The organism is Corynebacterium sp. KPL4035, from assembly GCF_037908325.1.
Classification (GTDB): Bacteria; Actinomycetota; Actinomycetes; order Mycobacteriales; family Mycobacteriaceae; genus Corynebacterium; species Corynebacterium kefirresidentii.
Genome location: NZ_JBBMGF010000002.1, coordinates 113,460 through 137,223, shown reverse-complemented (window position 1 = coordinate 137,223; position 23,764 = coordinate 113,460). Strand labels below are relative to the sequence as shown.

Genomic DNA, 23,764 nt, shown 5'->3' with positions numbered 1-23,764 from the left:
TGGCAAGATAGCTGGCATGAGCTTTGCACGTAAGTCCGCGCTGCTATCTGCAGCTACCGCCCTGACCGTAACCCTCGCCGCCCCTGCCGCTGCCCATGCCGACGCCGTTGATAACCTCCTAGCCAAGATGCCTGCCGGCCAGATTTCCTGCTCCCAGGCGAAGCAATACTGGACCAACTCCGCTGACTACAACCAGAAGAAGTCCCAGGCCCTCGCCGTTGCCACCGTGCACCCACGCGGCAACGAGGTTCGCGACGCCATCGGCCGCATGGACGAGGCTATTGCCCGCTGCGGCCTAAACGGCACCACTGGCCAGGGCAAGCCGGTCAACACTGGCGGCCAGCGCGGCAATGCTCCCGCACCAAAGCCGGCTCCGGCTCCGTCCCCGGCGCCAGCCAAGAACGCCAAGGTCATCGAGCTGGGCACCATCCCTGGCCAGCCGACTGTCGACGTCCCGTTCTTGGGCCAGACCTTCCGCATCCCGGATGCAGCCAAGATTGCCCAGAACGCTGTATCCCAGCTCCAGCTGCCGCAGATTCCGCAAATCCAGCAGCTACAGCAACTGTCTTCTTTCTAGCGGTCTAGCTGAAAATAGATCCCGGCATGCGCGCTGCAGCCGGGATTAAATTTATGCCCACAGTGGGGACAGGCAGGCACGGCGGCATAAGCGTGGTAGTTCATCTCGGTGCGGCAGGCGCCGCAGAGGACTGAGGGGGCGTCGGCAAGCATGGGCCCAAACTCATGGTCAGTGAGCTCGGCGTGGCACAGCGCGCAAGCAAAATACTCCCCGCAGGTGGCGCACTTATTTGCCACCACGTCCAGCGGGGAATGCCAATGCCTGCACCGGCCTTCCGCATCAATCGCGCCGTGAATCTTCATGGCCGTCAGCATACGCGCCACCCTGCTGCCACTGCTGCTTCTTTTCTTCAGACTTCTTGGCATTGCGCACTGCCTGAATACCCACCACAATGGCAATGATGATCGGCACCCACACCTTGCTGTAATCCATCAAGAATACGAGCCAATCGGGCGGATCGATGTCAATATTGAAGTCAATATTCGGCACGGGCAGCTCAATCTGCGGCAACTCCGGCACTGGGAGCGCGATATCCGGCAGGTCGATATCCGGCAGCTCCCAATCCGGCAACAACCGAGACAAGATGCGGCTGATTATCGGGCCAAGCACGATCACGCCTATGGCCCAGCCGGACTTTCCCAAGCCGCCCAGGAGCGGATACAACACCCGCTTAAAGGAGCTTTCCTCCATGGCCGTGCGGCGCTTTTCTCCTAGTGAGTCGGCCGGTGGATCGAGGGCAACTGCCTCCTCACCATTGCGGTAGTAGACGTCTAAGAGCTCGCCAAAGGGGGAGGCTTGGATATCTAGGTAAGGCTTGGTTCGCGGGGCGGAGTTCTCAAAAAGGGTGAGGTCTTTTTCGATCTTCTTCTTTAGCGAATAGCGGCCCGCACGCGGCCGATCGTGGCGGCTGCGTACCTGACCGTTCACCACAATCTGCAGGCGTGGGCTCGGGTTCTTCCGCCAGAGCCGGAGGCGTTCCGGCAGGGTTGCATCGCCTGGAACCGGGGTGAAGTCCTTCGCTTTCTTAGGCCACTGGCCCATCTCCGCGAATTCGGCATCGTATCCGCGCTGCACCTCGATAGTGCCCACCTCGGGGTGCTCTAGGCGCCAGGTCTCCATTAGCTCTTCCCTGCCTTGGAGCCCACCACGGCACCTAGCTTGCTCGCAGCCCATGCCAAGAAAACAAACACTGGGAGGTAAATCCACGTTCCCTCATTGAAATACAGGGACATGGCGGCAAAATAGGCCAGCCCAGCCACACAGAAGATGGTCCAAGAGGCGCGGAAAGTGGCGCCGTCGACAAGAGCAATGATCACCGTCAGCACGGCCATGAGGATGAGCAGGATAAGGCCGGAAACAAGGTGGTAGACGGCGGGCGGAACAACGATGAAAACCGCGACCATGGCGATGGGTGCCCACCATTGCCACCAGGCGCGGCTGGGCTCGTCTTTCGTTTCCGCTTCTTCTAGCTCCTCAAACACTCACCCAACCTATCACAGGGCTTGGCAGAACTTATGGAGGAGAAATCCTCCCTACGTCCGGCTTAATCCTCCCCGCGGAGGATACCGCGATGAGCAGGGCATACTTAGCGTTGAGTACATGAAAAGCACACCACTCATCCTCGCGGCAGGCGTGATTTTTGGTGCCATCTACGGCACCAATGCACTCCTGCCAGATATATACGACAACCCCACCTCTGAGGTGCAGGCCGGCCAGGCCCGCATCCCCGAATTATCCTGCACGGAAGAAGATGGCTCCACCAGCAGTGAACCACGCTGGGACTGTGACGGCACCCAGATCCGCGCTAAAGAAGTCGGCGTACAGGACAAAGACCAAGCCACCCGCCGGTACCTCCGGGCAATGAGGGAAGGTACGGCCATGCCGGAAGGAGACATCGACCGCGACGGGGATAAGCGCACGCTTAGCGATGGCGACCTCGTAGCCATCAGCATTGAGGGCGATGGCCCCACCACGTTCCTCTCCTTGCACGGACCTCGCGCTGCAGAACTTGCCCAGGAGGTAGAAAAGGCATGAAGAATCTGTACTGGCTATCTATCGCTTTCGGCCTGGTAGTTTCCGGCTTTTTCTTTGTTGATCGCCGTTTTACCGAGGTGGGGCTCATCGGTGCGCTCATCTGCGCTGGCTTGACGCTTGGACTGGGATTCTGGTGGTTTAGGCCGCGGCCGATGTGGCAGGGCATCCTATGGGGTGCGCTCGCCCAGCCGGTGGTGGTGAGCCTCAACGATCAGATGGTGGGGATCTCGGACAAGCTGGGGCTCACCCACCTATACGCGGCCTTCTACTCGCCGCTTCCGGAAGAAACCATCAAGCTCCTCGGCGTCGTTATTATTATTGCGGCTTTTGGAAACGTGAAGCATCCCTACCAAGCCGCCGCGATCGGCATGGCGGTAGGCCTTGGTTTTGATGCCATGGAAAATGTGCCGTTCATCCTCAACGCGGCCATCGATGACTTGGACGGCGACCTCTGGGGCGTCATCATTACCGGTATCGGACGATTCTTCACTGGCGCCTTTAGCCATGCGCTGTATACGGGGGTTGCGGCATGGGGCGTCGGCAAGCTCTATGCGGGGGCACGCCACGGATACCGGCAGGTGGCCGGATTCTGGCTGTCCGCCATCGCCCTGCATACCCTATTCAATGCCTCGACCATCATTGCGGGTGATTGGCCGGTGACCATTCTCCTTATCGCCCTCATCACGTGGACACTGGTCATTTGGGGCCTGCGTTTCATACGCAAGCAAGATAGGAAAAATGCGGCACAAAGAAGCGAAATTACTCTGCCCACCAAGGATCCAGAATATAGCTCTTGAGCTGCAAAAATACGAAGAAAAAGGCTCGTGTCCGAGGGGTGTTATAAGGTGTGAATCGTACGCAAGTTCACACGATAATTTAGGTACGATGCGCCATGGAAGAACCCTACTTTTCCACGACCAACACCACCGACCCCACCACACGCTCAGCCTTTGAAATGCGAAAGGCGGAATACGAGTTCTGGGTGAACCAAATCCCAGAACTCGATTCTGATTTCGCATTAGTTACCCGATCCCTCTACCGCACCACCGGCGTTAATGAAGGCCGGATTGGCCATATCCTCATGGCGCTGCACCGTTTGGAGGAGCTACCCGAGCTCCAAGCGCTGCAGCACCGCCTCTATCACTTAGACCTCGACCGGATTATTGCCATCAACAAGTCCCTCAACCGCTTGGGCAATCCGACGCCAGAGGTGGTGGCGCGCATCGATGAGCAGCTCACCGCTTACCTCACCCCTACCCGGCCCAACCAGACCATGCGCACGCAGGCACAGATCAAGCGCAAGCTCAATGAGCTCATCAATCTCGCCGATGACACGCTGGCCGTCACCCAGGGCCCTACACAGCCGCGCTACACCATGGAAAATTGGGGCGATAACACCTCGGCGGTGACCTTGAGTGCGGACCCGGCGGTTATCGCGAGCGTCGATAAGTGCGTCCGGCAGACCGCGCTAGAGCTAGATTGCTCGCTTGCCGACGCCACCATTGCGCTCCTCACCGGCCGCACCCAAGCCCCCGAGATCATCCTCAACGCCTACAAGGCCACCGACGTGCCCAATTCCCCGGCGTTCATTGAGTCCGTGGGCTGGCTCGACCCGGCGCGCTCCAATGCGCTGCCCTACACCAAAATCCGGGAGATGGACCCTAACCACGAGGTCAAGGGCTACGCCACTCCCGCCGCCATGGCTGCGTACCTGGAAGGTTTCGACGGCACCTGCCGCTACCCCGGCTGCAACCGCCCGGCATCTGCTTGCCAGAAGGATCACCGCATCAACCATGCGGACGGCGGGCCGACCACCCCGGCAAACCTCGCCTGCTTATGCCAGCACCACCACAATGTGAAGACCGATGGTCGTGCTTTCTACGTCATGGACCCACATACGCGCGACATCATCTGGCTTTTTGAAGATGGAACCTGGACCGCTACGGAGCCGTCTGGACCACTAGCGCCCAAGAACAAGAATTGGGTCCAGACCTTTGCGCAAACAATGACCACCCACCGCGCCCGAGCTTATGAGGAGGCGCAAGAACTCATGCGCCAGCAGAAAACCACCCCTAGGGAGGAAGAATAAATCCGCAATCTGCCTTAAAGTGGCTGGCATGACGCACAATTTGTTCACGCTAGATGAGCTCGTAATTACCCAGACCAAGTCCTTCCTCAATGATCAGTTCATGATCACCGATCTAGACGGCACTCCTGTGGGCACCATCCTTCAGTCCACCAGCCTAAAAGACATGGTGCTGAAATCCTCCCGCAGCTTGGAGGTTGCCATCACGGATGCCGAGGGAAACCCCCTCCAAACGGTCATGACGATTTCGGACCCGCCGAATTTTCTGCGGGATACCTATGAGGTGCACTTGCCGGGAATCGAAAAGCCCATGGCCGTCATTACCAAGCGTTTCTCCATGCTCAAGACAAAGTTGGACTTGACCATGGAGGGCTTTGCCGATGTCGAAATTCACGGCGACTTCTGGGATTGGAACCTCTCCATCACTTCAGAAGATCGCCTGCTTGCTGACGTCTCTAATGAATGGACTGGCATGGGCAATTTCTTCATGGGCAAAAACACGTACCGTCTGCGCATCACGCCGGGCCTCAATGAGCAACATCACGCCGCCATCATCGGAGCCGTGATGAGCATGGATATGCTGCGCACTAAGGAAAAGAATAGCGACTAGGAAAATAAAAAGGTGTTGTTGCAAAGTTGGGCGGAGAGCAGCGAAGACTCAGTTTCTCATTCCCTGATGGCCGCTGCGTGTGGGCGTTGTTAGGCCGTCTCGAAGACCTGGTTGACGATCACCGCGTCCGGGTTCGGTTGCCCGTAGGCAAACATCGCGCCTTGCCCTTTCCACAATGAGTGCATCGCCTCCATCCCTTTCAACGTCCGATATACAGATGTCCGGTTCTTAAACGCGCCTTTCGGCCCGAGGATCCGCTTCAGCCGACCATGGTCGCCTTCCAGGATGTTGTTGAGGTATTTCACCTACCGGTGTTCCACTGTTGGCGGGCAGATTCCCTCTGACTTCAACTCGGCGATTGCCCTGGCAAGGGAGGGTGCTTTATCGGCGTTGATCACTCTGAGATACCCGGCTGACGCATTGGATCTGACGGCCTTGGCCAGGAAACGCTTCGCTGCGGCCACGTTTCGCTTCGGAGAGAGGTAAAAGTCCAGGGTCTGGCCACCGGCGGTGATCGCCCGATAGAGGCAGCACCACCTGCCGCCGACCCGGATATAGGTCCCATCCGCCCGCCAAGAACTGGCCTGCCAGTCAGGTACCTGCCGGTACCACCGTGTTTGCTGGTCCAGCTCAGGGGCGTATTTCTGGACCCAGCGGTAGATCGTGGTGTGATCGACCGGCACGCCCCGCTCGGTCATCATTTCCTCCAGAGCGCGGTAGCTCACCCCGTAGCGGCAGTACCACCGCACTGCCCATAGAATGATGCCACGGGAAAATGACAACCGGAGAAGATACCCATGGCTGTGATTATTTCACGTCGCCGTTCCTACTGCCCCAACTTTGCAACAACACCTTTCAGGGTCATATGGGGGCAGTGGAGAGAAGTGGTGGATCAGTGGACGGCGGTGGATGCCGGAGTAGGCGTGGTGTGTTCCTCTTTCGACTCGGTCGGAGCCAGGCGAGCCGGATCCAGATCAATGCGGCGCAGCAGCTGGGCGTTCAGGGCCACCACGATGGTCGAGGCAGACATCAAGATCGCGCCCACGGCCGGGGACAGCACGAACCCGATCGAGGCGAGCACTCCGGCAGCCAACGGCACGGCGAGGATGTTGTAGCCAGAGGCCCAGATCAGGTTCTGGATCATCTTGCGGTAGCTGGCCTGGGACAGCTCAATCATCGACAGCACTGCCCGTGGGTCATCACTGGCTAGGACCACCCCGGCAGATTCCATGGCCACATCCGTGCCGGCACCGATGGCGATACCGACGTCCGCGCGGGTCAGAGCGGGGGCGTCATTGACACCGTCACCGACCATGGCCACGCTCAAACCCCGGTCCTGCAGCTGCGTGACCTTGGTGTCTTTGTCCTGGGGCAGGACCTCAGCGAAGACCTCATCAATGCCTAGGTCCTGACCAACCGCCTGGGCCACCTGCTGCGCGTCGCCGGTGATCATCGCGACCTTCACCCCGCGGTCCTGCAGGGCTTTCACGGCGGCGCGGGATTCGGGGCGGATCTTGTCCTCGACGGCCACCGCACCGATGATCTGACCGTCGCGGACAATATGGAGCACACCGGCCCCACGCTCGGTCCAGGCGCTTGTGGTGTCGGTGAGCTCGGCCGGGGTGGTGAGGTTGAACTCGCGCAGCATGTTCGGCCCGCCCACGAGGATCTCAGCGCCATCGACAGTGGCCCGAACCCCCCGGCCGGAGGCGGCGCTGAAACCAGTTGCACGGATTTGCCGACGGGAGGCCTCGGGATGGGCGGCCGTGGCCGCCACGATGGCGCGGGCCACGGGGTGCTCGCTGTCGGCCTCCGCGGCGGCGGCCAGGGCCAGCAGCTCGCCCTCGGTGACGCCGACAGCTGCCGCGACACCGGTGACCGCGTGCGCACCCTCGGTCAGGGTGCCGGTTTTGTCGAAGAGCACCACGTCGATGGTGCGCATCCGCTCGAGCGCCATCCGGTCCTTGATGAGCACCCCGGATTTCGCGGCCCGCTCGCTGGAGATCGCAATGACCAGCGGAATCGCCAGGCCCAGGGCATGCGGGCAGGCGATGACCAGCACCGTGACCGTGCGCACCACGGCATCGTCCGGGCTGCCGATAATGGTCCACACCACCGCGGTGATCAGAGCGGAGATCAGCGCGAACCAGAACAACAACGCCGCCGCCCGATCCGCCAGGGCCTGGGCCCGGGAGGAGGACTCCTGGGCGTCGGCAACCATGCGTTGGATCCCGGCCAAGGCGGTGTCCCCGCCGGTAGCCTCCACCCGGATGCGGACGGTGTTGTCGGTGGCCACGGTACCGGCGACCACCTTGTCACCGGTGTCGCGGAAGATGGGACGAGATTCGCCGGTGATCATCGCCTCATCGAATTCGGCGGCTCCGTCGAGGATGGTTCCGTCGGCCGGCACCCGGGCACCGGCCCTCACCAGCACGACGTCGTCGACGACCAGCTCGGAGATGGCCACGGTGCGGGTGGTCCCGTCGATGACTTTCTCGGCCTCATCCGGCAGCAGGGCAGCCAGCGCATCAAGCGCGGAGGACGCGGCCCCGAGAGCGGACATCTCCAGCCAGTGGCCCAGCAGCATGATGGTCACCAGCAGGGCCAGCTCCCACCAGAAGTCCAGCTCAAAACCGCCCAGCCCCAGGGTGGTGACCCAGGAGGCGACAAACGCCACGGTGATGGCCATGGCGATCAGGAGCATCATCCCGGGTTGGCGGGATTTCAGTTCTTTCCATCCGCCCTTGAGGAAAGGCGTTCCGCCGTAGACGAAAATGATCGTGCCCAGCACCGGGGGGATCCAGGTGGATCCGGGGAATGCCGGGAGGTGGTAGCCGAGCAGGTGGGCGACCATGGGGCTGAAAATAACGACGGGAATGGACAGAATCAGCGACCACCAGAAGCGGTCCCGAAACATTGCGGTGCTGTGTCCGGCGTGTTCGCCGTGACCATGAACGTGGTGGTCTTCGTCCAGGGCGGAGTGCGGGTGATCGTGGGGCATCGCCCGGCCGTGGGTGTCGGCATCCACGTGGTGTTCGTGGCCGGCATGATCCGGGTGGTGGGTGTGGTCTGTTTCCGGAGCGAAGTGATCACCATGGTGATCACCGGAATGGTGGGGAGTGCTCATGACGTTCCTTTCGCTCAACCCGGTCGGGGTCGAGATGATGGGTAAAATTGATCAGGATAAGACGATGTAGCCGGCCTCCTCGATGGCCCGGCGAACCATCTCCGGAGGTACGACACCGGTGACCGTGACGGTGGAAACACCACCAGCAGCGAGATCAATCTGGACGTCGTCGACCTGAGGGAGGGTCTGAAGGGCCTGGGTCACGCTTTTCGCGCAGTGCCCGCAGGTCAGGCCGGCGACCTGGAAGCTAGAGGAGGACCCTCCTGCTGACGAGTCGCTGGCGGCAGGGATGGAGGCAGTGTCTGCACGTGAGGCAGGTCCGCAACAGCTGCAACCGTGGGAGGCCATCGGCAAAAGGCGGGGCGGGGAGGTGATCATGGGAAAGCTCCTTCGGTTCGGTGGGGTGCGGAGATGCCGCCCTCTAGCGTATACCCCCAGGGGGTATATTTTCAGCATACCCCCCGGGGTATATTTTCAAGGGTGGAGGGCGCGGCCCTCACGCGGGGCAGGGTGTGGTCACCGAGCAACCTCCTCACTGTCGGAAGGGGACAGCGGGAGGTGGAGGGCAAACACCGCTCCGCGACCGGGTCCGGGGGAGGTGGCTGTGAGAGTGCCGCCGTGGGCCTCGATCAATGCCTTGGAGATGGTCAGACCGATACCGGCCCCGGCGGCGTCCCGGCTGCGGGCGGCATCCCCCCGGTAGAAGCGTTCGAAGATGTGTCCGAGCTGGTCAGATGGGATGCCCTCGCCGTCATCGGCGACGTGGATGAGCGCGGTGGACGCCCCCTGTCGGTGGACGCTGATCCGGACCTGTCCGCCGGCCGGGGTGTGCCGTAGCGCGTTCGACAGGAGATTGCTCATCACCTGGCCGAAGCGTTGCCGGTCCACGAGCACCCGGGCGGTGTCTGTAATGGTCTCGACCTGTAAATCGACGCCTTTGTCAGCATAAGCTTCCCCCGCGGCAGCAGCGGCGGTATGGAGCAGATTCCCGAGCCCTTCCTCCGCCAGGTCCAAATCGATCCGGTGTTCCTGGGCCCGGGAGACATCGTCAATGTCTTCCATCAACCGGGTCAGGCGGGTGAGTTGGTCAGCCACGATCGTGTGGGTGGCATTATTCCAGTCCACGACCCCGTCCTGGAGACCATCGAGGTAGACCGTGAGCACCGATAAGGGGGTGCCCATTTCGTGGGCCAGATCAGAGAGCATCTGGCGGCGGACCTGTTCGGTGTGTTCCAACCGGTCGGCCATGGTGTTGAAGGCATGCGCCAGGGTGGTGACCTCGGGGCCTGCTTTTCCGGCGGGCACGCGGATACGGGAGTTGCCGGCCGTCAGGCTGGTAGCGGCGCGGGTGAGATCCTGCAGGGGGGTGCGCAGACGACGCGATAACCACAGGCTGGCCAGCAGGGCGCAGATCAAGGCGGTGGGCAGGGCGACGACCAGGGTGATCAGGTTAGCGCCCCGGTAGGCCTGCTCGGCATGGAACAGCTCCAGCGAGGGGTCCTCCCGGCCGGTCATCAACATATGATCATGGAACAGGGTCGGGCCCACCATCGTGGCCACGGCCGCGGCCACTAGCAGGCTAATCACCACGACCAACACCTGGGCGGCCAGGAAGCGGAAGGTCAGGCCGGGTCCGTGATTCATGGCTGCCCCACCCGGTAGCCCACGCCACGCACGGTGTCGATAAACCCCCGGCCCTGGGTGTCGGTGCCGAGCTTGCGACGCAAGTTGCCGATGTGGACATCGACGATACGGTCATCACCGACCCAGGTGGTGTCCCAGACCTCGGTGACCAGGTCGTGGCGGGTCAGCACCTGGCCGGGGCGCAGGGCCAGGGCAACCAGCAGTTCGAACTCCGTGCGGGTGAGCTCCACAGTCGTCTCCCCCACCCGCACCTGATGGGCGACGGGGTCAAGAATGAGGTCACCAACGATCAAGGGGGTGGTCACCTGCGGTGGGGTGGTGCTGGTGCGCGGGCGGCGCAGCACCGCATGCACCCGGGTCACCAGTTCCCGGATGCTAAAAGGTTTGGTGATGTAGTCATCCGCCCCCAGGGTCAAACCGCTGATCTTGTCGTCCTCGCTGCCACGCGCGGTGAGCATGAGGATGTAGCAGTCCGAGAAGGTGCGGATCCGTCGGCACACCTCCAGGCCGTCGAGTTCGGGCAGCCCCAGATCCAGCACCACAACATCGGGGGAAAAGCGACGGGTCTCGTCCACGGCCTGGGTGCCGGTGTGCGCCTGGCGGGTATCGAAACCGGCCCGGATGAGGTAGGAGGCCACCATCTGAGCCAGGGGTTGTTCATCATCGACGACCAGCACCCGCCCCGGGGGCGTGGTGGTGGTCGGTGTGCGGTCAGCCATAGACCCCAGTATCGCTCCGGTCAGGGGGGAATACCACCCTCGCTCAGTGCCCGGCGGGGAAATCTTCATCAAATCTTCAAACATCACCCTTCGACCGCCGTCGCCCCTGTGCCCCACCCCGGGCCAGCAGCATCGCCTCCCCTGGTCGGTTCAGCAGGAGCCACCAGGGATTTCACTGCCTGCACCGCATACCCGGGGCGAGTAGAAGGACATCGCCCACGGCTGTGGGGTGGTGTCCCGGTGGTGACCCAGCCCACCGAATTCACCCTCTTTTCGCCCTGTTATAAAGCTGTGAGCAGGGTTTTTGATTTCTAGTCCGTCAGGCACCCGTGCTAGATAAAGGTATGGCATCGACCTTGAGGCGGTGCCTTCTCACGGTCTTACCACGATCCAAGGAGATTGACGTGAAACGAGCAGCGATCGCAGCCGCCGCCCTCGCCCTCACGGGGTGTTCGGCCGCGGACCCGGAACCCACCGCCGACGGGACGGTGTCCCAGGATACATTCCTGACTACCCATGGCCTGACCGCCATGGACGCGGTGGAGATCATTGATCACCTCGACCGGCAGAAGGTCACTGAGCGTCCCACGGATCTGATCGCCTCAGTGCGTGCCGATGAACTGCTGCTCTCGAGCGATGACCAGGAAGTCGTGGTCGATCTTCCCGACAATCAGACGTATGTCTCGATCGCACCCTATCTCACCTCCACCCACGACTGCTTCTACCACAGCCTCACGACCTGCCTGGGGGAACTCGACAATGAGGATATCCAGGTCACGATCACCGATGAGGCGACCGGTGAGGTGCTGGTGGACGAGGCGACAACCACCTTCGACAACGGGTTTATTGGCTTCTGGCTTCCCGATGATGCCACCGGCCTGATTGAGGTCAGCTACCAAGGGCGCACCGGCACCGCGGAGTTTTCCACCGCCGACGACGGTGCCACCTGTGTCACAGACCTGCACCTGACGTGATGGCTCAGCAGGGTCCTCACCTGCGCCTGTCTCCCGTGTCACTGAAATCTAACACCAAGGAAGGTTAAATCATGATGAACGGATTTTCCCGACGACAGTTTCTGCTCGGCGGGCTCGTCCTTGCCGGCACCGGGGCCGTGGCCGCCTGCACCAGCGACCCTGGACCCGCTGCCTCGGCACCAGGTTCCTCTCTTCGCCCCACTCCCACCCCCACTGCGCTCGGTGAGCCGACGGTGCGCCGGACACTGACCGCCCGGCCCCTCTCTCTGGATATCGGCGGCATCGAAGCCAAGACGTGGGGATACGTCTCTGACACCGGGGATGCGGCCATTGAGGCCACCGCCGGCGACGTCCTCCAGGTCGATATCACCAATGAACTGCCTGAGAGCACCTCCATCCACTGGCATGGCATCGCACTCCACAACGCAGCCGACGGTGTGCCCGGCATGACCCAGGACCCCATTGAACCTGGCGAGTCTTTCTCCTATGTTTTTGAAGTCCCCCACGGTGGCACCTACTTCTACCATTCCCACTCCGGCCTGCAGCTTGATCGCGGCCTACACGCCCCACTGATCGTCCGTGACCCGCAAGACGCTGAGGACCAGGACGTCGAGTGGACCATCGTGCTCGACGACTGGGTCGATGGCATTCAGGGCACTCCCGACGATGAGCTCGACAAGCTCACCGGAATGGGTTCGGGCGACCATAACGGGAAGAAGGGGATGGGAGGTCACGGCCAGATGATGCACGGCACCCCGGACCGGGTACTGGGCGGGGATGCCGGCGATGTGATGTATCCGCACTACCTCATCAACGGACGTATCCCCCGTGCTCACCGGACCTTCGAGGCTCGCCCGGGCGACAAGGCCCGCCTACGGTTTATCAACTCCGGCGGTGACACCATCTTCAAGGTGGCCCTCGGTGGTCACCGCATGACCGTCACCCACACCGACGGCTTCCCTGTCCAGCCCCGGGAGACCGAATCGATCTACCTGTCGATGGGCGAGCGTGTCGACGTCGAGGTCATCCTCGGCGACGGCATCTTCCCGCTCACGGCTTTGGCGGTGGGTAAGGACGACCGCGCCTTCGCCGTCATCCGCACCGCCGGCGGCCAGGCCCCCCACCCCGATGTCGACTTCCCCGAGTTGTCGTCCACCGGACTGCTTCTGTCCTCCCTGAAGCCAGCAGACCGTGCACTCCTACCCGAGGACACACCAGACCGAGAAGTCAGCATCGACCTGGGCGGGCAGATGATGCCGTATGAATGGAGCATTCTCACCGACGGCCAATCCTCCTCCGCGACCGTGCAGGAGGGCCAGCGCCTGCGGATGGTCATGCGCAACAGGACCATGATGCCCCATCCCATGCACATCCACGGCCACACGTGGGCGCTGCCCGGCAGCGGCGGGCTACGCAAGGACACCGTCCTTCTCCGCCACGGTGAAACCATGATCGCCGACCTAATCGCTGACAACCCCGGTGAGTGGGCATTTCACTGCCATAACGCCTATCACATGGAAGCCGGGATGCTCAGCTCGCTTCGCTACGAGTAACCACCACAGCAGGGTTGAGTGCCGAGGTGGGCGGGGGTGTCCCCCGAGTAGTGAACACGGCGTTGGTGTCAGGGGTGAGCAATGTGTGCCAGGAGTCAACGGGATTGAAGTATGCGTCAGCGCGCACGGCAGCAAGTTCAATGATGCGGTCGTAGCGCTTGTTAAAGCCGGTGGTTTCGGTATCAATGACCGCAAAGACCGGCTTGCCCGGTGTGCGCGGGGCGTAGCGGTTCAGGAGGTTTTCTAAAAAGCCCATGCCCTCAAGCCTAGAGGCCCATACCGACATGCCCGCCTAAACGCTATCGAACAGGTGCTGTTGCAAAGTTGGGGCAGTAGGAACGGCGACGTGAAATAATCACAGCCATGGGTATCTTCTCCGGTTGTCATTTCCCCGTGACATCATTCTATGGGCAGTGCGGTGGTACTGCCGCTACGGGGTGCGCTACCGCGATCTGGAGGAAATGATGACTTCAGCGGGGCGTGCCGGTCGATCACACCACGATCTACCGCTGGGTCCAGAAATACGCCCCTGAGCTGGACCAGCAAACACGGTGGTACCGGCAGGTACCTGACTGGCAAGCTAGTTCCTGGCGGGTGGATGAGACCTATATCCGGGTCGGCGGCAGGTGGTGCTGCCTCTATCGGGCGATCACCGCCGGTGGTCAGACCCTGGACTTTTACCTCTCTTCGAAGCGAAACGTGGCCGCAGCGAAGCGTTTCCTGGCCAAGGCCGTCAGATCAAGACAAGACAACAAGCAAGATGAGTTGTTGACACCATCGAAAACAAAAGTACGAAAGCCGAGAGCGGGAGTTAGGATGTAAATCCCCACACTTACAATCCTCGACCGGAAAAGTTCAGAAAAAGAAATAAACCGGAGGTCACGAACCCTTTCGAGTTTGTTACCTCCGGTGTCGCAGTTTGTACAACTGCTCATGGTGCCCGGGGCGGGACTTGAACCCGCACGTCCTTATCGAACACTGGCACCTGAAGCCAGCGCGTCTGCCAATTCCGCCACCCGGGCAGGGTGTGGATGTCTTAGCGACTTGATAAAGATACCACGAATGCTGCTCAGAACTACAAATCGGCAGGAAAAATAAACTATTTCGGGGAAGGAGCAGCGAAATTTCTGGGAACTTTCGCGTCGCCATCTACGTTTCGAGGGGGTGAACAAACTATACTGATCGCTACTGATCGCTACTGATCGCTGCATGGTGGAAAGGAGAATGGCTCGTGGCGTTTTCAGAAAAGCTGGCGAAGCTGGACTCCGCCATGCAACGCGGCCTTGATAACGGCATGGCCCTTGTCTTCGGCGGCAAGGTCGTTCCCGCGGAAATTGATGAGCTTTTAAAGCAAGAAGCTCAGGACAATCTCGCGCGCGGCGACGATGACAACCTTTATAGTCCGAACGTAATGACTGTGGGTGTCTCCTCCAAGGATTTGGAGAACTTGTCGCAGGATCGCAATGTGCCGGCCGATTGTGCAGACCAGTTGACGCGCTTTATTCGCAATAGCGGATGGTCCCTCGCGGGCCCCGTGATTGTGCGAGTGGCCGAAGAATCTGGTTTGCGCACGGGTCAGCTTCGCGTGTCCTCGTTTATTGATCACGAGCCCACGGAAGAGACCGGATTTGAGGCTATTTTCCACGACTTTGATGGTCAGGAGGACCAGATGACCGAGCAACACGAGAATACGGCTGATGACGCGGTAACTACCGCTTTCATTGCTCCAGATAGTCAACCCGCTCCGCAGCCACAGGGCCCCGCAGTCAACCTGATGCTGCAGGATGGCTCCTCGCGCGTCTATCACGTGCAAGAAGGCTCCAATATTATCGGCCGCAGCAACGACGCCGACCTGCGGCTTCCGGATACGGGCGTATCCCGTCAGCACGCGGAAATCACCTGGAACGGCCAGGATGCGGTTCTGGTGGATTTGCAGTCCACCAACGGCACCACCGTGAATGAAACGCCGATTGATAATTGGCTGCTTGCCGATGGCGACGTGATCACCATGGGCCATTCCCACATCGAGGTCCGCATCACGGGCCTTGATTCGCACAGCTACTAAGTTCAGTTAAGGAAGGGAGGTCGCCATGGATGCAGTCATCATGCTGGCGCTTCGCATCGGCTTGTTGGCTCTGCTCTGGATTTTTATCCTGGTGGCCTTGAACGCCATGCGCCGCGATACCAATAAGTCCGCCGGTGCTATCCGCCAACAGTCGAAGAAGGTGGGGGCACCGCGGCGTCGGGAAGCGATTAAGCAGCTGTCCATCGTTGAGGGGCCGTTGCAAGGCTCCCACATGGAATTGGGCACACTAGAGGATTGCACGCTGGGCCGAGCCTCTGATTGCGATTTTGTCACGGGCGATGATTATTCTTCTGGCCACCATGCCCGGCTATTCCGCCGCGGTAGCGAATGGGTAGTAGAAGATTTGGAATCTCGCAATGGCACTTTTGTCAATGGCGTGCGCATCGACCAACCCGAGGTAGTCGGCGCGGACTCCGAAATTAAGCTGGGCCGCACTACCGTGAGGTTGAACGCATGACACTGAAGCTGAACTTCTTTGCTAAGTCCGATCGCGGCCTCATTCGCGATAATAACGAGGACTCAGGCTACGCCGGTCCTCACCTTTTGATCTTGGCCGATGGCATGGGTGGCCACGCGGCGGGCGAGGTTGCCTCCGAGCTGATGGTCAACCACCTAGAAATCTTGGACCAAGATCCGGGCCAGGAAGACACTAAAGCACTGCTGGAAGCGGCCGCTGACCAGGCCAATGAGGCCATCAGTGATCACGTCAAGGCCCATCCAGAAACCGAAGGCATGGGCACCACGCTATCCACCATGCTCTTCAACGGCACGGATTTCGGCGTCTGCCATGTGGGTGATTCCCGCGGATACCTGCTGCGCGACGGCAAACTCGAGCAGATCACCAAGGATGATACCTACGTGCAATCCCTGGTGGATAAGGGCGAACTGGACCCAGGCGACGTCTCGTCGCACCCGCAGAAGTCCCTCATTCTAAAGGCCTATACGGGCCGCCCGGTCGAAGCAACGCTATTTACTCTCGGCGCCAAGCCCGGCGACCGTATCCTGTTGTGCTCCGATGGGCTTTCGGATCCGGTAACCGCCTCCACTATTGAGACCGCACTGGGGCAAGGCAGCATTGAGCAGGCCGGCTCCACCCTAGTGGACCTAGCCATCCGTTCCGGAGGCCCGGATAATGTCACCGTGGTTATCGGTGAAGTAACCGAGGAAAGCCCCCAGGAGCACGAACCATTCCGCGTCGGCGCCCTCGCGGGCCCTACGGAAGACCCAACCCATCCGGATTCTTCCGCCTCGCGGGCGGCACAACTCTCCCGCAAGCCTCAGGTAATTCCGCCGGCCGTCATGGCGGATGGCAAAAACGAGCGCCCAGAGCCTAATGATGACGAAGCGGAGGAGGAAACTTCCGGCCGAAAGACCGGCTGGAAGGTCCTCCTCGCCTTGCTCATCGTCCTCGCGCTGGTCATCGGTGCCGGACTGTGGGCAAAGAACTTCTTGTCCAATAATTATTACGTAGCTACCAACGAGGCACAGGAAATCACCATCCAACAGGGTGCTGATTACTCCGTCTTTGGCAAGGAACTACACTCCACGAACCAATACGTGTGCATCAATGACAGCAATTCGCTCCTCTTTTCCGGCGAGCCATGCAAGGGCGACTTTGGACCGCTAAAGGTTACGGACCTACCGGAATCTGAACGCAGCGCCGTCGACCATCTCTCCACTGGTGATCTGGGTGAGGTGCAGCAGCAAGTCAATGATTTGGGCGATAAGGCGCTCAAGCCATGTATTACTGCGCCGAGCCAAAAAGATAAGAAGGATGCCAAGAAAAACAAGCCTGGCGTCACCTGCCGGGAGGTGTAGGTTGTGAAAAAGTTTTTTAGCCGAGGGACCGAACTCGGCCTGCTCATCCTAGCCGCCATTGTCTTCGCTATTACCCTGGTCAGCCTGGAGCTTTCCCAGGACAACGCTCTGACCATGGACCTGGTTTATCTCATTGGCGGTTTCATTGGCGTCTTTACCGTCGCCCATCTGGTGATGTGCTTCTTAGCACCTTATGCCGATCAGATCATGCTGCCCATCGTGGCGATCCTCAATGGCATTGGGCTCATCATGCTGGCCCGCCTGGATTTGGTGAATGAAAGCGGGCTCGCGGTGCGTCAGGTCATGTGGACCATCGTCGGACTCGTGCTCTTCGTGCTGGTCTTGGCCATTTTGAAGGATCACCGCTCGCTGACGCGCTACTCCTATATCTTGGGTGCCGCAGGCCTTGTCCTGCTGGCCCTGCCGCTGGTATGGCCGCAGCCTCCAGGCGTGGAGGCACGCATCTGGCTAAACTTGGGTCCCTTTTCCATCCAGCCCGGCGAGTTCTCCAAGATCTTGCTGATCTTGTTCTTTGCCATGCTGCTGACGCAGAAGCGCTCCCTATTTACCGTGGCGGGATACCGAGTACTGGGTATCTCCCTGCCGCGCTTGCGCGACCTCGCACCCATCCTGATCATTTGGGCCATCGCGATCGTCATCATGGGTATCTCCAATGACTTCGGCCCAGCGCTGCTGCTGTTTAGCACCGTCCTTGGCATGCTATTCATGGCCACCGGCCGCGTGAGCTGGCTGCTTATCGGCGTGGTCCTCGTCGGAGTGGGCGGTTTTGGTATTTATCAGATCTCCGCGAAAATCCAGCAACGCTTTTCTAACTTCTTAGACCCGCTGGGCAATTATGACGTCACGGGTTTCCAGCTCTCCCAGTCGCTATTCGGCTTGTCTTCCGGCGGCATCTCTGGCAGCGGCTTGGGCGAGGGGCATCCAGAACTCGTTCCGGTGGCCCACTCGGATTACATCCTTGCCGCAATAGGTGAGGAGTTCGGCCTCATTGGCCTTGCCGGCGTACTGGTGCTTTTCGGTATGCTGGCCATCCGCGGCTTTGGCACTGCGCTGCGCACCCGCGATACCTATGGCAAGCTGGTGGCTTCCGGTCTTTCTCTTACCTTGGCAGTCCAGGTCTTTGTGGTCACCGGCGGCATTTCCGCCCTGCTGCCGATGACCGGTTTGACCACGCCGTTCATGTCTGCCGGTGGTTCCTCTCTCATGGCTAACTATGTGTTATTGGCGATCTTGCTGCGGATCTCTAACGCGGCTCGTCGCCCCATGCAGGAGACCTCGAGCAATGCGCCGAGCGATACCTCCATGTTCCCGTCGGTCCAGGAGGCTCACCGATGAATAGATCCATCCGTCTAGTGTCCTTATTCGCCATCATTTTGACGGCCATCTTGCTGGTCAACTTGACGGTGATTCAGGCTTTTTCTGAAGATAAATACGCCCATAATCCGCGGAATATGCGCGGCTTCATGGAAATGCAGACCACCCCGCGCGGACAGATCTTCGCGGGCAATACCGTATTGGCACAGTCGACGCAGAATCCAGACGAGACCTACTCGCGCTCCTACCCCATTGATTCACCGGCCTTTGGCAACTTGACCGGCTACCTGTCGAGCCAATTTGGTGCCTCGGAACTAGAGTCCTCCCAAAATGACATCCTCAATGGCACCGATGATTCATTGATGAAGCAAAACTGGCTCGATGCTCTGGCCGATAAGCCGAAGCAGGGCGCAAATGTAGAGGTCACCATCGATCCTGCACTCCAGCAGGCTGCCTATGATCAGCTTGTGGGCCCGGGTTACGAGGGCTCTGCGGTTGCCATTCAGCCTTCCACCGGCAAGATTCTGGCTATGGCCTCCAACCCTGGCTATAACCCGAATGATCTGATGGGCGATTCCGCTGAAGATGTTTGGGCCAGCCTGCAAGAGCAGGAGGGGCAGCCGCTGGTCAACCACGCCGGTGCAGAAACGCTACCTCCCGGTTCAATTTTCAAGATCATCACCGCCGCGGCCGGTCTGAACAACGGTTTTAATCCTTCCTCCACCTTGACCGGTTCCAATGTCATTACCTTGCCAGACACGGTGACGGAGCTGACTAACTATGCCAACCAAAAGTGCAACGGCCAAGATGCGGTAACCCTGCAGACCGCCTTTGCACTGTCGTGCAATACCGCTTTTGTGGAGATGTCGGAGCAGCTCGGCGCAGATGAGTTGCGCAAGTATGCCAAGGCCTTTGGCGTGGGAGAAAACTATGACCTGGGCGTCTCCACCTCCGCCGGTACCTTGGGCGATTTGCCGGATGGGGCGGCCACGGCGCAGTCCGCCATTGGTCAGCGCGATGTCACCATGACCGCGCTGCAAGCAGCTGTTATGGCGGGCACCGTGGCCAATAAGGGCACCCGCATGCAGCCTTACCTGGTCAATCGCATTACCGACTCCCAGATGAAGGACATCCGCACCACCAAACCAAAGAAGGCGGACCAGGCGGTTAACGAGGAAACTGCGGCTACGCTTACTGATTTGATGTATGCCTCGGAGCGTTCCTCCGCTGGATATGATGGCAATGGCTTTGCTTCCAAGACCGGTACCGCTGAGCATGGCGAGGGCCTAGCCCCGCACGTGTGGTACGTTGCCTTCGATCCGGAGCGGGATATCGCAGTGGGCGTCGTGGTAAAAAATGGTGGTAACTTAGGTGAGTCCGCGACGGGCGGCAAGGTTTCCGGCCCAATTGGCCGCGCTATCCTGCGCGCATACCAGGGGGAGCAGTAATGAATAGCGCCGAGAATAAGGAACATCTCCAGGCACTGATTGGCAGCGACTACGAGCTGCAGTGGGTAATCGGCCACGGCGGAATGTCCACCGTGTGGTTGGCCGATGACACCCGCAATGATCGGGAGGTCGCGCTCAAGGTTCTACGCCCGGAGTTTTCCGATAACCAAGAGTTCCTCTCGCGTTTCCGCAACGAAGCAAAATCGGCCGAATCTATTCAGTCCGAGAACGTGGTAGCCACCTATGATTACCGCGAGTTGGAAGACAACGGCCGCAAATTCTGTTTCATGGCCTTGGAATACGTCCGTGGCGAATCCCTTGCAGACCTGCTGGCGCGCGAAAATACGCTGCAGGAGGAGCTGGCTCTCGACGTCCTCGAGCAGGCTGCGCATGGCCTGTCCATCATCCACCGCATGGAGCTCGTGCACCGCGATATTAAGCCCGGCAACTTGCTCATTACGCAAAATGGCCAGGTCAAGATCACGGACTTTGGCATTGCCAAGGCAGCCGCAGCCGTGCCGCTGACTCGCACCGGCATGGTGGTAGGCACCGCACAGTATGTGTCTCCCGAGCAAGCACAGGGAAAGGATGTGACGCCGGCTTCCGACGTCTATTCACTCGGCGTCGTTGGCTATGAAATGCTCGCCGGCAAGCGTCCCTTTACCGGAGATTCCTCCGTGTCCATCGCCCTGGCGCATATCAATCAGGAGCCGGATCCGCTATCGACAAATATCAGCGCCCCGGCGCGCGAGCTCATTCGCATTGCGTTGCGCAAGGATCCGGCCACCCGCTACGCCGATGGCAACGAGTTCACTCTAGCCATCTCCGCAGTCCGCTTGGGCAAGCGCCCGCCGCAGCCCAAGTCTGCTCCACTAACGCAGCGCGCACCAGAACCATCGCCGTCCGCCTCGACGGAGATGCTGGGCAACGTCGCCCAACCCACCACGATCCATCCGGCAGCGGGAACCGCTCCAGTTAAGGAATCGAAGGGTGGCTCCTCCTTTCTGAAGGGCCTGGGCATCACCTTGCTCCTCGCGGCCTTGGCCGGCGGTGGTTACCTTGCCTACCAGCAGCTAAGCGATAGCGAGGGAACGAGCGCACCCTCCAGCACGCCGGAAACCTCGGTGGTTACGGAGTACCGCGATCCCACCACCACCCACCAAGACACCCCGGACGAAGATACGGAAGAGGCCCCAGCACCGGTGACGGTGACAGAGACCGAGCCGCAGGAGACGGAGCAAGAAGAGACTCCGCGTACTACTCACCGTGAGACACCCACGCGCCACTCGCCCACCCACCAACAGCAGCCCCCGGCCCTACCGACGCAACAGAATCCGCAGGATACGCACGTTGAAAACACACCTGAGCTGGATACTCCAGTAAACTCGCAGGCTAATGAGCTCCCCGGAGACTTGGCTGATTTACTGACACAGGAGGGTGACTAAGCGATGGTCAATGACCGCTATCGGAGAGGCGAGATCATCGGCGCCGGCGGCATGTCTGAGGTCTATGCTGCCGAAGACACTGTCCTAGGCCGCCAGGTTGCGGTAAAGATGCTCCGCCCGGAAATGGCGCGCGACGTCAATTTCCGGGAGCGTTTTTACCGCGAGGCCCAGAACTCGGGCAAGTTGAATCACCCCAATATCGTGGCGGTTTATGACACCGGGGAAACCGAGCTGGATGGCATGACCATCCCGTATATCGTCATGGAGCGGGTCAATGGACGCACCCTGCGCGATATCATTCGCGAGGATGGAGCACTATCCGCCCAGGAAGCGGCGGATATCCTCAAACCGGTAGCGGATGCACTGCAAGCCTCGCACGAAGCCGGCATTATCCACCGCGATATCAAGCCGGCAAATATTATGCTCACCAACACCGGCCAGGTGAAGGTGATGGACTTCGGCATCGCTCGCGCCTTGGATGATTCCACCTCGGCGATGACGCAAACCTCCGCCGTTATCGGCACCGCCCAATATCTTTCTCCCGAGCAAGCCCGCGGTAAGAACGCGGATGCCCGCTCGGACGTCTATGCACTGGGCTGCGTGCTCTACGAGGCCCTTACCGGTCAGACCCCATTTGAGGGCGAAACCCCGTTTGCGGTTGCTTATCAACACGTACAGGAAGAGCCGACACCACCGTCGGAGCTCATCGCGGATCCTTCACTAACCCCCACCCAACGCGTCAATATCGATGCGGTGGTGCTTACCGCAATGGCGAAGCACCCTGCGGATCGTTATCAATCCGCCTGGGAGATGGCCGGCGATTTGGAACGCCTGCGCAATGGACAGGTCACCGCGGCAGCGCGCATGCATGTTAATGAGGACGAGGTCGAGCAGCCTACCGAGATGGTGGGTGCCGCTGCGGCCCCCGCGGCAGCGCACCGCGCACCGATTCAATCCACCCGCCCCTCCGAAGAGGATGAGAAGCAGGGCGGCGGCTGGATGAAGTGGTTGGCTGCCTTCTTGGCCGCCCTCTTGGTAGCTATCGTGGGCTACTTCGCATGGGACTTCTTCTCCAATGACAAGAAGGATCCCGAAAAGCCACGCCAGACCCAATCTGCCCCGCACGACAAGATCATCGTGCCAGAGGTGGAAAACCGCCCACGCAATGAGGTGGTTAAGGAACTCGAAGACATGGGCCTGCAGGTTACCGTCAACGAGGAAGCCAACCCGGATATCCCTCGCAATAATGTCATCCGCATCAACCCCGCCCCGGGTTCCGAGCTGCAAAAGAATGCCTCGGTAACGTTGACTGTGTCCTCCGGTAAGGAAATTACTGATGTCCCGGACATCACCGGCATGACCTTGGACGAGGCCTCCCAGGCCCTCGAAGAGGCCGGCTTGGCACTCAACTCCGACGTTTCGGAGGAAAACGATGAAGCACCAGCCGGCCAAATCATCAAGCAGGATCCTGCCGGCGGCACCCAACTATCCAAGGGATCGAAGGTACGGGTGACGGTGTCTAAGGGCGTCGAAAAGAAGCGCGTACCCGATGTTTCCGGCATGAATGTAGAAGATGCCCAAAGCCGCCTCGAATCCAATGACTTTGATGTAGACGTGCGCGAGGTCGATTCTTTGGAGCCGAAGGGCACGGTGCTGAGCGTATCCAATGAGGGCGCGGAGCTGGAAAAGGGCAAGCCGGTCACCGTTGAGGTCTCCAATGGCATGCTCTTTAAGGCTCCTGACCTGGTAAGACAGAGTCAGAAGCAGGCCGAAGATGAACTCCGCGCGGCTGGCTGGACTGGCCAGCTAGTGCCGGGTGAGCCCGTGCCTACCGGCGCACTGGTGGATAGCAATAAGATTGGCTGGGCCTCTGTGAATCCAGGCGATACCATGCGTAAGGATCAAAACATTGAGGTTCGCCTGTGGAATTTCGACCCCGCTGCACTTCTGCCGCAGCCATAGCTGCTGGTATCCTAAGGTCTCAGTACGAACTTAGATAAGAACTTAAATCTAGAAAAGGTATCTTATGCCGAAGTCAAAGATTTCTCAGAGCTCCTCCGTCCCTACCTCGAGCTCTGCTACCAACCGCACCCCCGTCAAGATCAATTCGGAGGGCACCCCGAAGTGGTACGTAGCCATCATGCTGGGCCTGATGGTCATCGGCTTGCTGTGGCTCGTGGTCAATTACCTCGCTGGCCAGGACATCCCATTCATGGCGGACCTCGGCGCTTGGAATTATGGCATCGGTTTTGGCTTGGCCATCATCGGCCTGCTGATGACCATGGGGTGGCGCTAAGCTAGACCTCCC

The 23,764-nt window shown here is 60.1% G+C and carries 23 protein-coding genes, 1 tRNA gene and 2 pseudogenes; 16 read left to right on the top strand and 10 right to left on the bottom strand.

What is annotated here, in order from left to right; translation table 11 throughout:
- Positions 1-16 precede the first annotated feature (16 nt).
- Entirely contained in the window at positions 17-577 is a 561-nt protein-coding gene (locus WMP96_RS02465) for a hypothetical protein (RefSeq protein WP_239206200.1), read from the top strand.
- Here the strand turns inward: WMP96_RS02465 and WMP96_RS02460 are convergent.
- Genes WMP96_RS02460 through WMP96_RS02450 form a run of 3 tightly spaced genes read right to left on the bottom strand, consistent with a single transcriptional unit; the run spans position 574 to position 2,058 of the window.
- A complete protein-coding gene (locus tag WMP96_RS02460; protein ID WP_301715921.1) occupies positions 574-879 on the bottom strand; it encodes a CHY zinc finger protein in 306 nt (101 codons plus the stop codon). The genes WMP96_RS02465 and WMP96_RS02460 overlap by 4 nt on opposite strands.
- Positions 857-1,696, bottom strand: coding sequence for a hypothetical protein (locus WMP96_RS02455; protein ID WP_239206196.1), 840 nt, complete (start codon positions 1,694-1,696; stop codon positions 857-859). The genes WMP96_RS02460 and WMP96_RS02455 overlap by 23 nt, the downstream gene beginning before the upstream one ends.
- Entirely contained in the window at positions 1,696-2,058 is a 363-nt protein-coding gene (locus tag WMP96_RS02450; RefSeq protein WP_239206194.1) for a heme transporter, read from the bottom strand. Before WMP96_RS02450 ends, WMP96_RS02455 begins: the two co-directional genes overlap by 1 nt.
- A 118-nt stretch (positions 2,059-2,176) precedes the next feature.
- Between WMP96_RS02450 and WMP96_RS02445 the strand changes: the two genes are divergently transcribed.
- The 4 genes from WMP96_RS02445 (at position 2,177) to WMP96_RS02430 (ending at position 5,307) form a co-directional block, all read left to right on the top strand.
- Positions 2,177-2,611 (top strand): hypothetical protein, encoded by a 435-nt coding sequence (locus WMP96_RS02445; RefSeq protein ID WP_301715922.1) that lies wholly within the window; start codon positions 2,177-2,179, stop codon positions 2,609-2,611.
- Positions 2,608-3,408 (top strand): PrsW family intramembrane metalloprotease, encoded by an 801-nt coding sequence (locus WMP96_RS02440; protein ID WP_340432110.1) that lies wholly within the window; start codon positions 2,608-2,610, stop codon positions 3,406-3,408. Before WMP96_RS02445 ends, WMP96_RS02440 begins: the two co-directional genes overlap by 4 nt.
- 95 nt (positions 3,409-3,503) lie before the next feature.
- The gene (locus tag WMP96_RS02435) at positions 3,504-4,700 is read left to right on the top strand and encodes an HNH endonuclease signature motif containing protein (RefSeq protein WP_340432109.1); all 1,197 of its coding nucleotides are present in this window, start codon (positions 3,504-3,506) and stop codon (positions 4,698-4,700) included.
- Between the two features lie 28 nt (positions 4,701-4,728).
- Positions 4,729-5,307, top strand: a complete 579-nt coding sequence (locus tag WMP96_RS02430; RefSeq protein WP_301715925.1) for an LURP-one-related/scramblase family protein — start codon at positions 4,729-4,731, stop codon at positions 5,305-5,307.
- Between the two features lie 89 nt (positions 5,308-5,396).
- On the opposite strand, the pseudogene WMP96_RS02425 reads toward WMP96_RS02430, so the two are convergent.
- The 5 genes and pseudogenes from WMP96_RS02425 to WMP96_RS02405 form a co-directional block, all read right to left on the bottom strand.
- Positions 5,397-6,106, bottom strand: a pseudogene (locus WMP96_RS02425) (IS6 family transposase).
- Positions 6,107-6,199: 93 nt separating this feature from the next.
- Positions 6,200-8,434: a copper-translocating P-type ATPase gene (locus WMP96_RS02420; protein WP_340432108.1), complete on the bottom strand. Its 2,235-nt coding sequence runs from the start codon at positions 8,432-8,434 to the stop codon at positions 6,200-6,202.
- A 51-nt stretch (positions 8,435-8,485) separates the two neighbouring features.
- On the bottom strand, positions 8,486-8,812 hold the full coding sequence (locus WMP96_RS02415) for a heavy-metal-associated domain-containing protein (RefSeq protein ID WP_323461091.1): 327 nt from the start codon (positions 8,810-8,812) through the stop codon (positions 8,486-8,488).
- A 138-nt stretch (positions 8,813-8,950) separates the two neighbouring features.
- A complete protein-coding gene (locus tag WMP96_RS02410; RefSeq protein ID WP_301716458.1) occupies positions 8,951-10,078 on the bottom strand; it encodes a sensor histidine kinase in 1,128 nt (375 codons plus the stop codon).
- Positions 10,075-10,797, bottom strand: a complete 723-nt coding sequence (locus WMP96_RS02405) for a response regulator transcription factor (RefSeq protein ID WP_034656116.1) — start codon at positions 10,795-10,797, stop codon at positions 10,075-10,077. Before WMP96_RS02405 ends, WMP96_RS02410 begins: the two co-directional genes overlap by 4 nt.
- A gap of 404 nt (positions 10,798-11,201) precedes the next feature.
- Between WMP96_RS02405 and WMP96_RS02400 the strand changes: the two genes are divergently transcribed.
- Both WMP96_RS02400 and WMP96_RS02395 read left to right on the top strand, forming a co-directional pair.
- On the top strand, positions 11,202-11,771 hold the full coding sequence (locus tag WMP96_RS02400; RefSeq protein ID WP_340432104.1) for a CueP family metal-binding protein: 570 nt from the start codon (positions 11,202-11,204) through the stop codon (positions 11,769-11,771).
- 71 nt (positions 11,772-11,842) lie between these two features.
- On the top strand, positions 11,843-13,324 hold the full coding sequence (locus WMP96_RS02395) for a multicopper oxidase family protein (protein ID WP_301716457.1): 1,482 nt from the start codon (positions 11,843-11,845) through the stop codon (positions 13,322-13,324).
- Here WMP96_RS02395 and WMP96_RS02390 read toward each other — a convergent pair.
- On the bottom strand, positions 13,302-13,580 hold the full coding sequence (locus WMP96_RS02390) for an exonuclease domain-containing protein (protein WP_232212570.1): 279 nt from the start codon (positions 13,578-13,580) through the stop codon (positions 13,302-13,304). The two genes, WMP96_RS02395 and WMP96_RS02390, sit on opposite strands and share 23 nt — an antisense overlap.
- 107 nt (positions 13,581-13,687) lie before the next feature.
- Between WMP96_RS02390 and WMP96_RS02385 the strand changes: the two are divergent.
- Positions 13,688-14,107: pseudogene (locus WMP96_RS02385) on the top strand (IS6 family transposase); the annotation flags it as partial.
- Between the two features lie 151 nt (positions 14,108-14,258).
- Here WMP96_RS02385 and WMP96_RS02380 read toward each other — a convergent pair.
- Positions 14,259-14,346 (bottom strand) — tRNA-Leu (locus WMP96_RS02380).
- Between the two features lie 209 nt (positions 14,347-14,555).
- On the opposite strand from WMP96_RS02380, the gene WMP96_RS02375 reads away from it, so the two are divergent.
- The 8 genes from WMP96_RS02375 to crgA all read left to right on the top strand — a co-directional run bounded on the left by WMP96_RS02375 (position 14,556) and on the right by crgA (position 23,752).
- Positions 14,556-15,389 (top strand): DUF3662 and FHA domain-containing protein, encoded by an 834-nt coding sequence (locus WMP96_RS02375; protein WP_301716446.1) that lies wholly within the window; start codon positions 14,556-14,558, stop codon positions 15,387-15,389.
- 25 nt (positions 15,390-15,414) lie between these two features.
- Complete coding sequence (locus WMP96_RS02370) at positions 15,415-15,867, top strand: FHA domain-containing protein FhaB/FipA (protein WP_005329668.1); 453 nt, start codon at positions 15,415-15,417, stop codon at positions 15,865-15,867.
- The gene (locus tag WMP96_RS02365; protein ID WP_301716445.1) at positions 15,864-17,228 is read left to right on the top strand and encodes a PP2C family protein-serine/threonine phosphatase; all 1,365 of its coding nucleotides are present in this window, start codon (positions 15,864-15,866) and stop codon (positions 17,226-17,228) included. Before WMP96_RS02370 ends, WMP96_RS02365 begins: the two co-directional genes overlap by 4 nt.
- A gap of 3 nt (positions 17,229-17,231) precedes the next feature.
- Positions 17,232-18,584 (top strand): FtsW/RodA/SpoVE family cell cycle protein, encoded by a 1,353-nt coding sequence (locus WMP96_RS02360; RefSeq protein ID WP_301716444.1) that lies wholly within the window; start codon positions 17,232-17,234, stop codon positions 18,582-18,584.
- Positions 18,581-20,011: a penicillin-binding transpeptidase domain-containing protein gene (locus WMP96_RS02355; RefSeq protein ID WP_248099356.1), complete on the top strand. Its 1,431-nt coding sequence runs from the start codon at positions 18,581-18,583 to the stop codon at positions 20,009-20,011. The genes WMP96_RS02360 and WMP96_RS02355 overlap by 4 nt, the downstream gene beginning before the upstream one ends.
- Positions 20,011-21,456, top strand: a complete 1,446-nt coding sequence (locus tag WMP96_RS02350; protein ID WP_248099357.1) for a serine/threonine-protein kinase — start codon at positions 20,011-20,013, stop codon at positions 21,454-21,456. The genes WMP96_RS02355 and WMP96_RS02350 overlap by 1 nt, the downstream gene beginning before the upstream one ends.
- A gap of 3 nt (positions 21,457-21,459) precedes the next feature.
- On the top strand, positions 21,460-23,418 hold the full coding sequence (pknB, locus tag WMP96_RS02345; protein ID WP_301716443.1) for a Stk1 family PASTA domain-containing Ser/Thr kinase: 1,959 nt from the start codon (positions 21,460-21,462) through the stop codon (positions 23,416-23,418).
- Between the two features lie 64 nt (positions 23,419-23,482).
- Entirely contained in the window at positions 23,483-23,752 is a 270-nt protein-coding gene (gene crgA / locus WMP96_RS02340) for a cell division protein CrgA (protein WP_005326260.1), read from the top strand.
- Positions 23,753-23,764 lie beyond the last annotated feature (12 nt).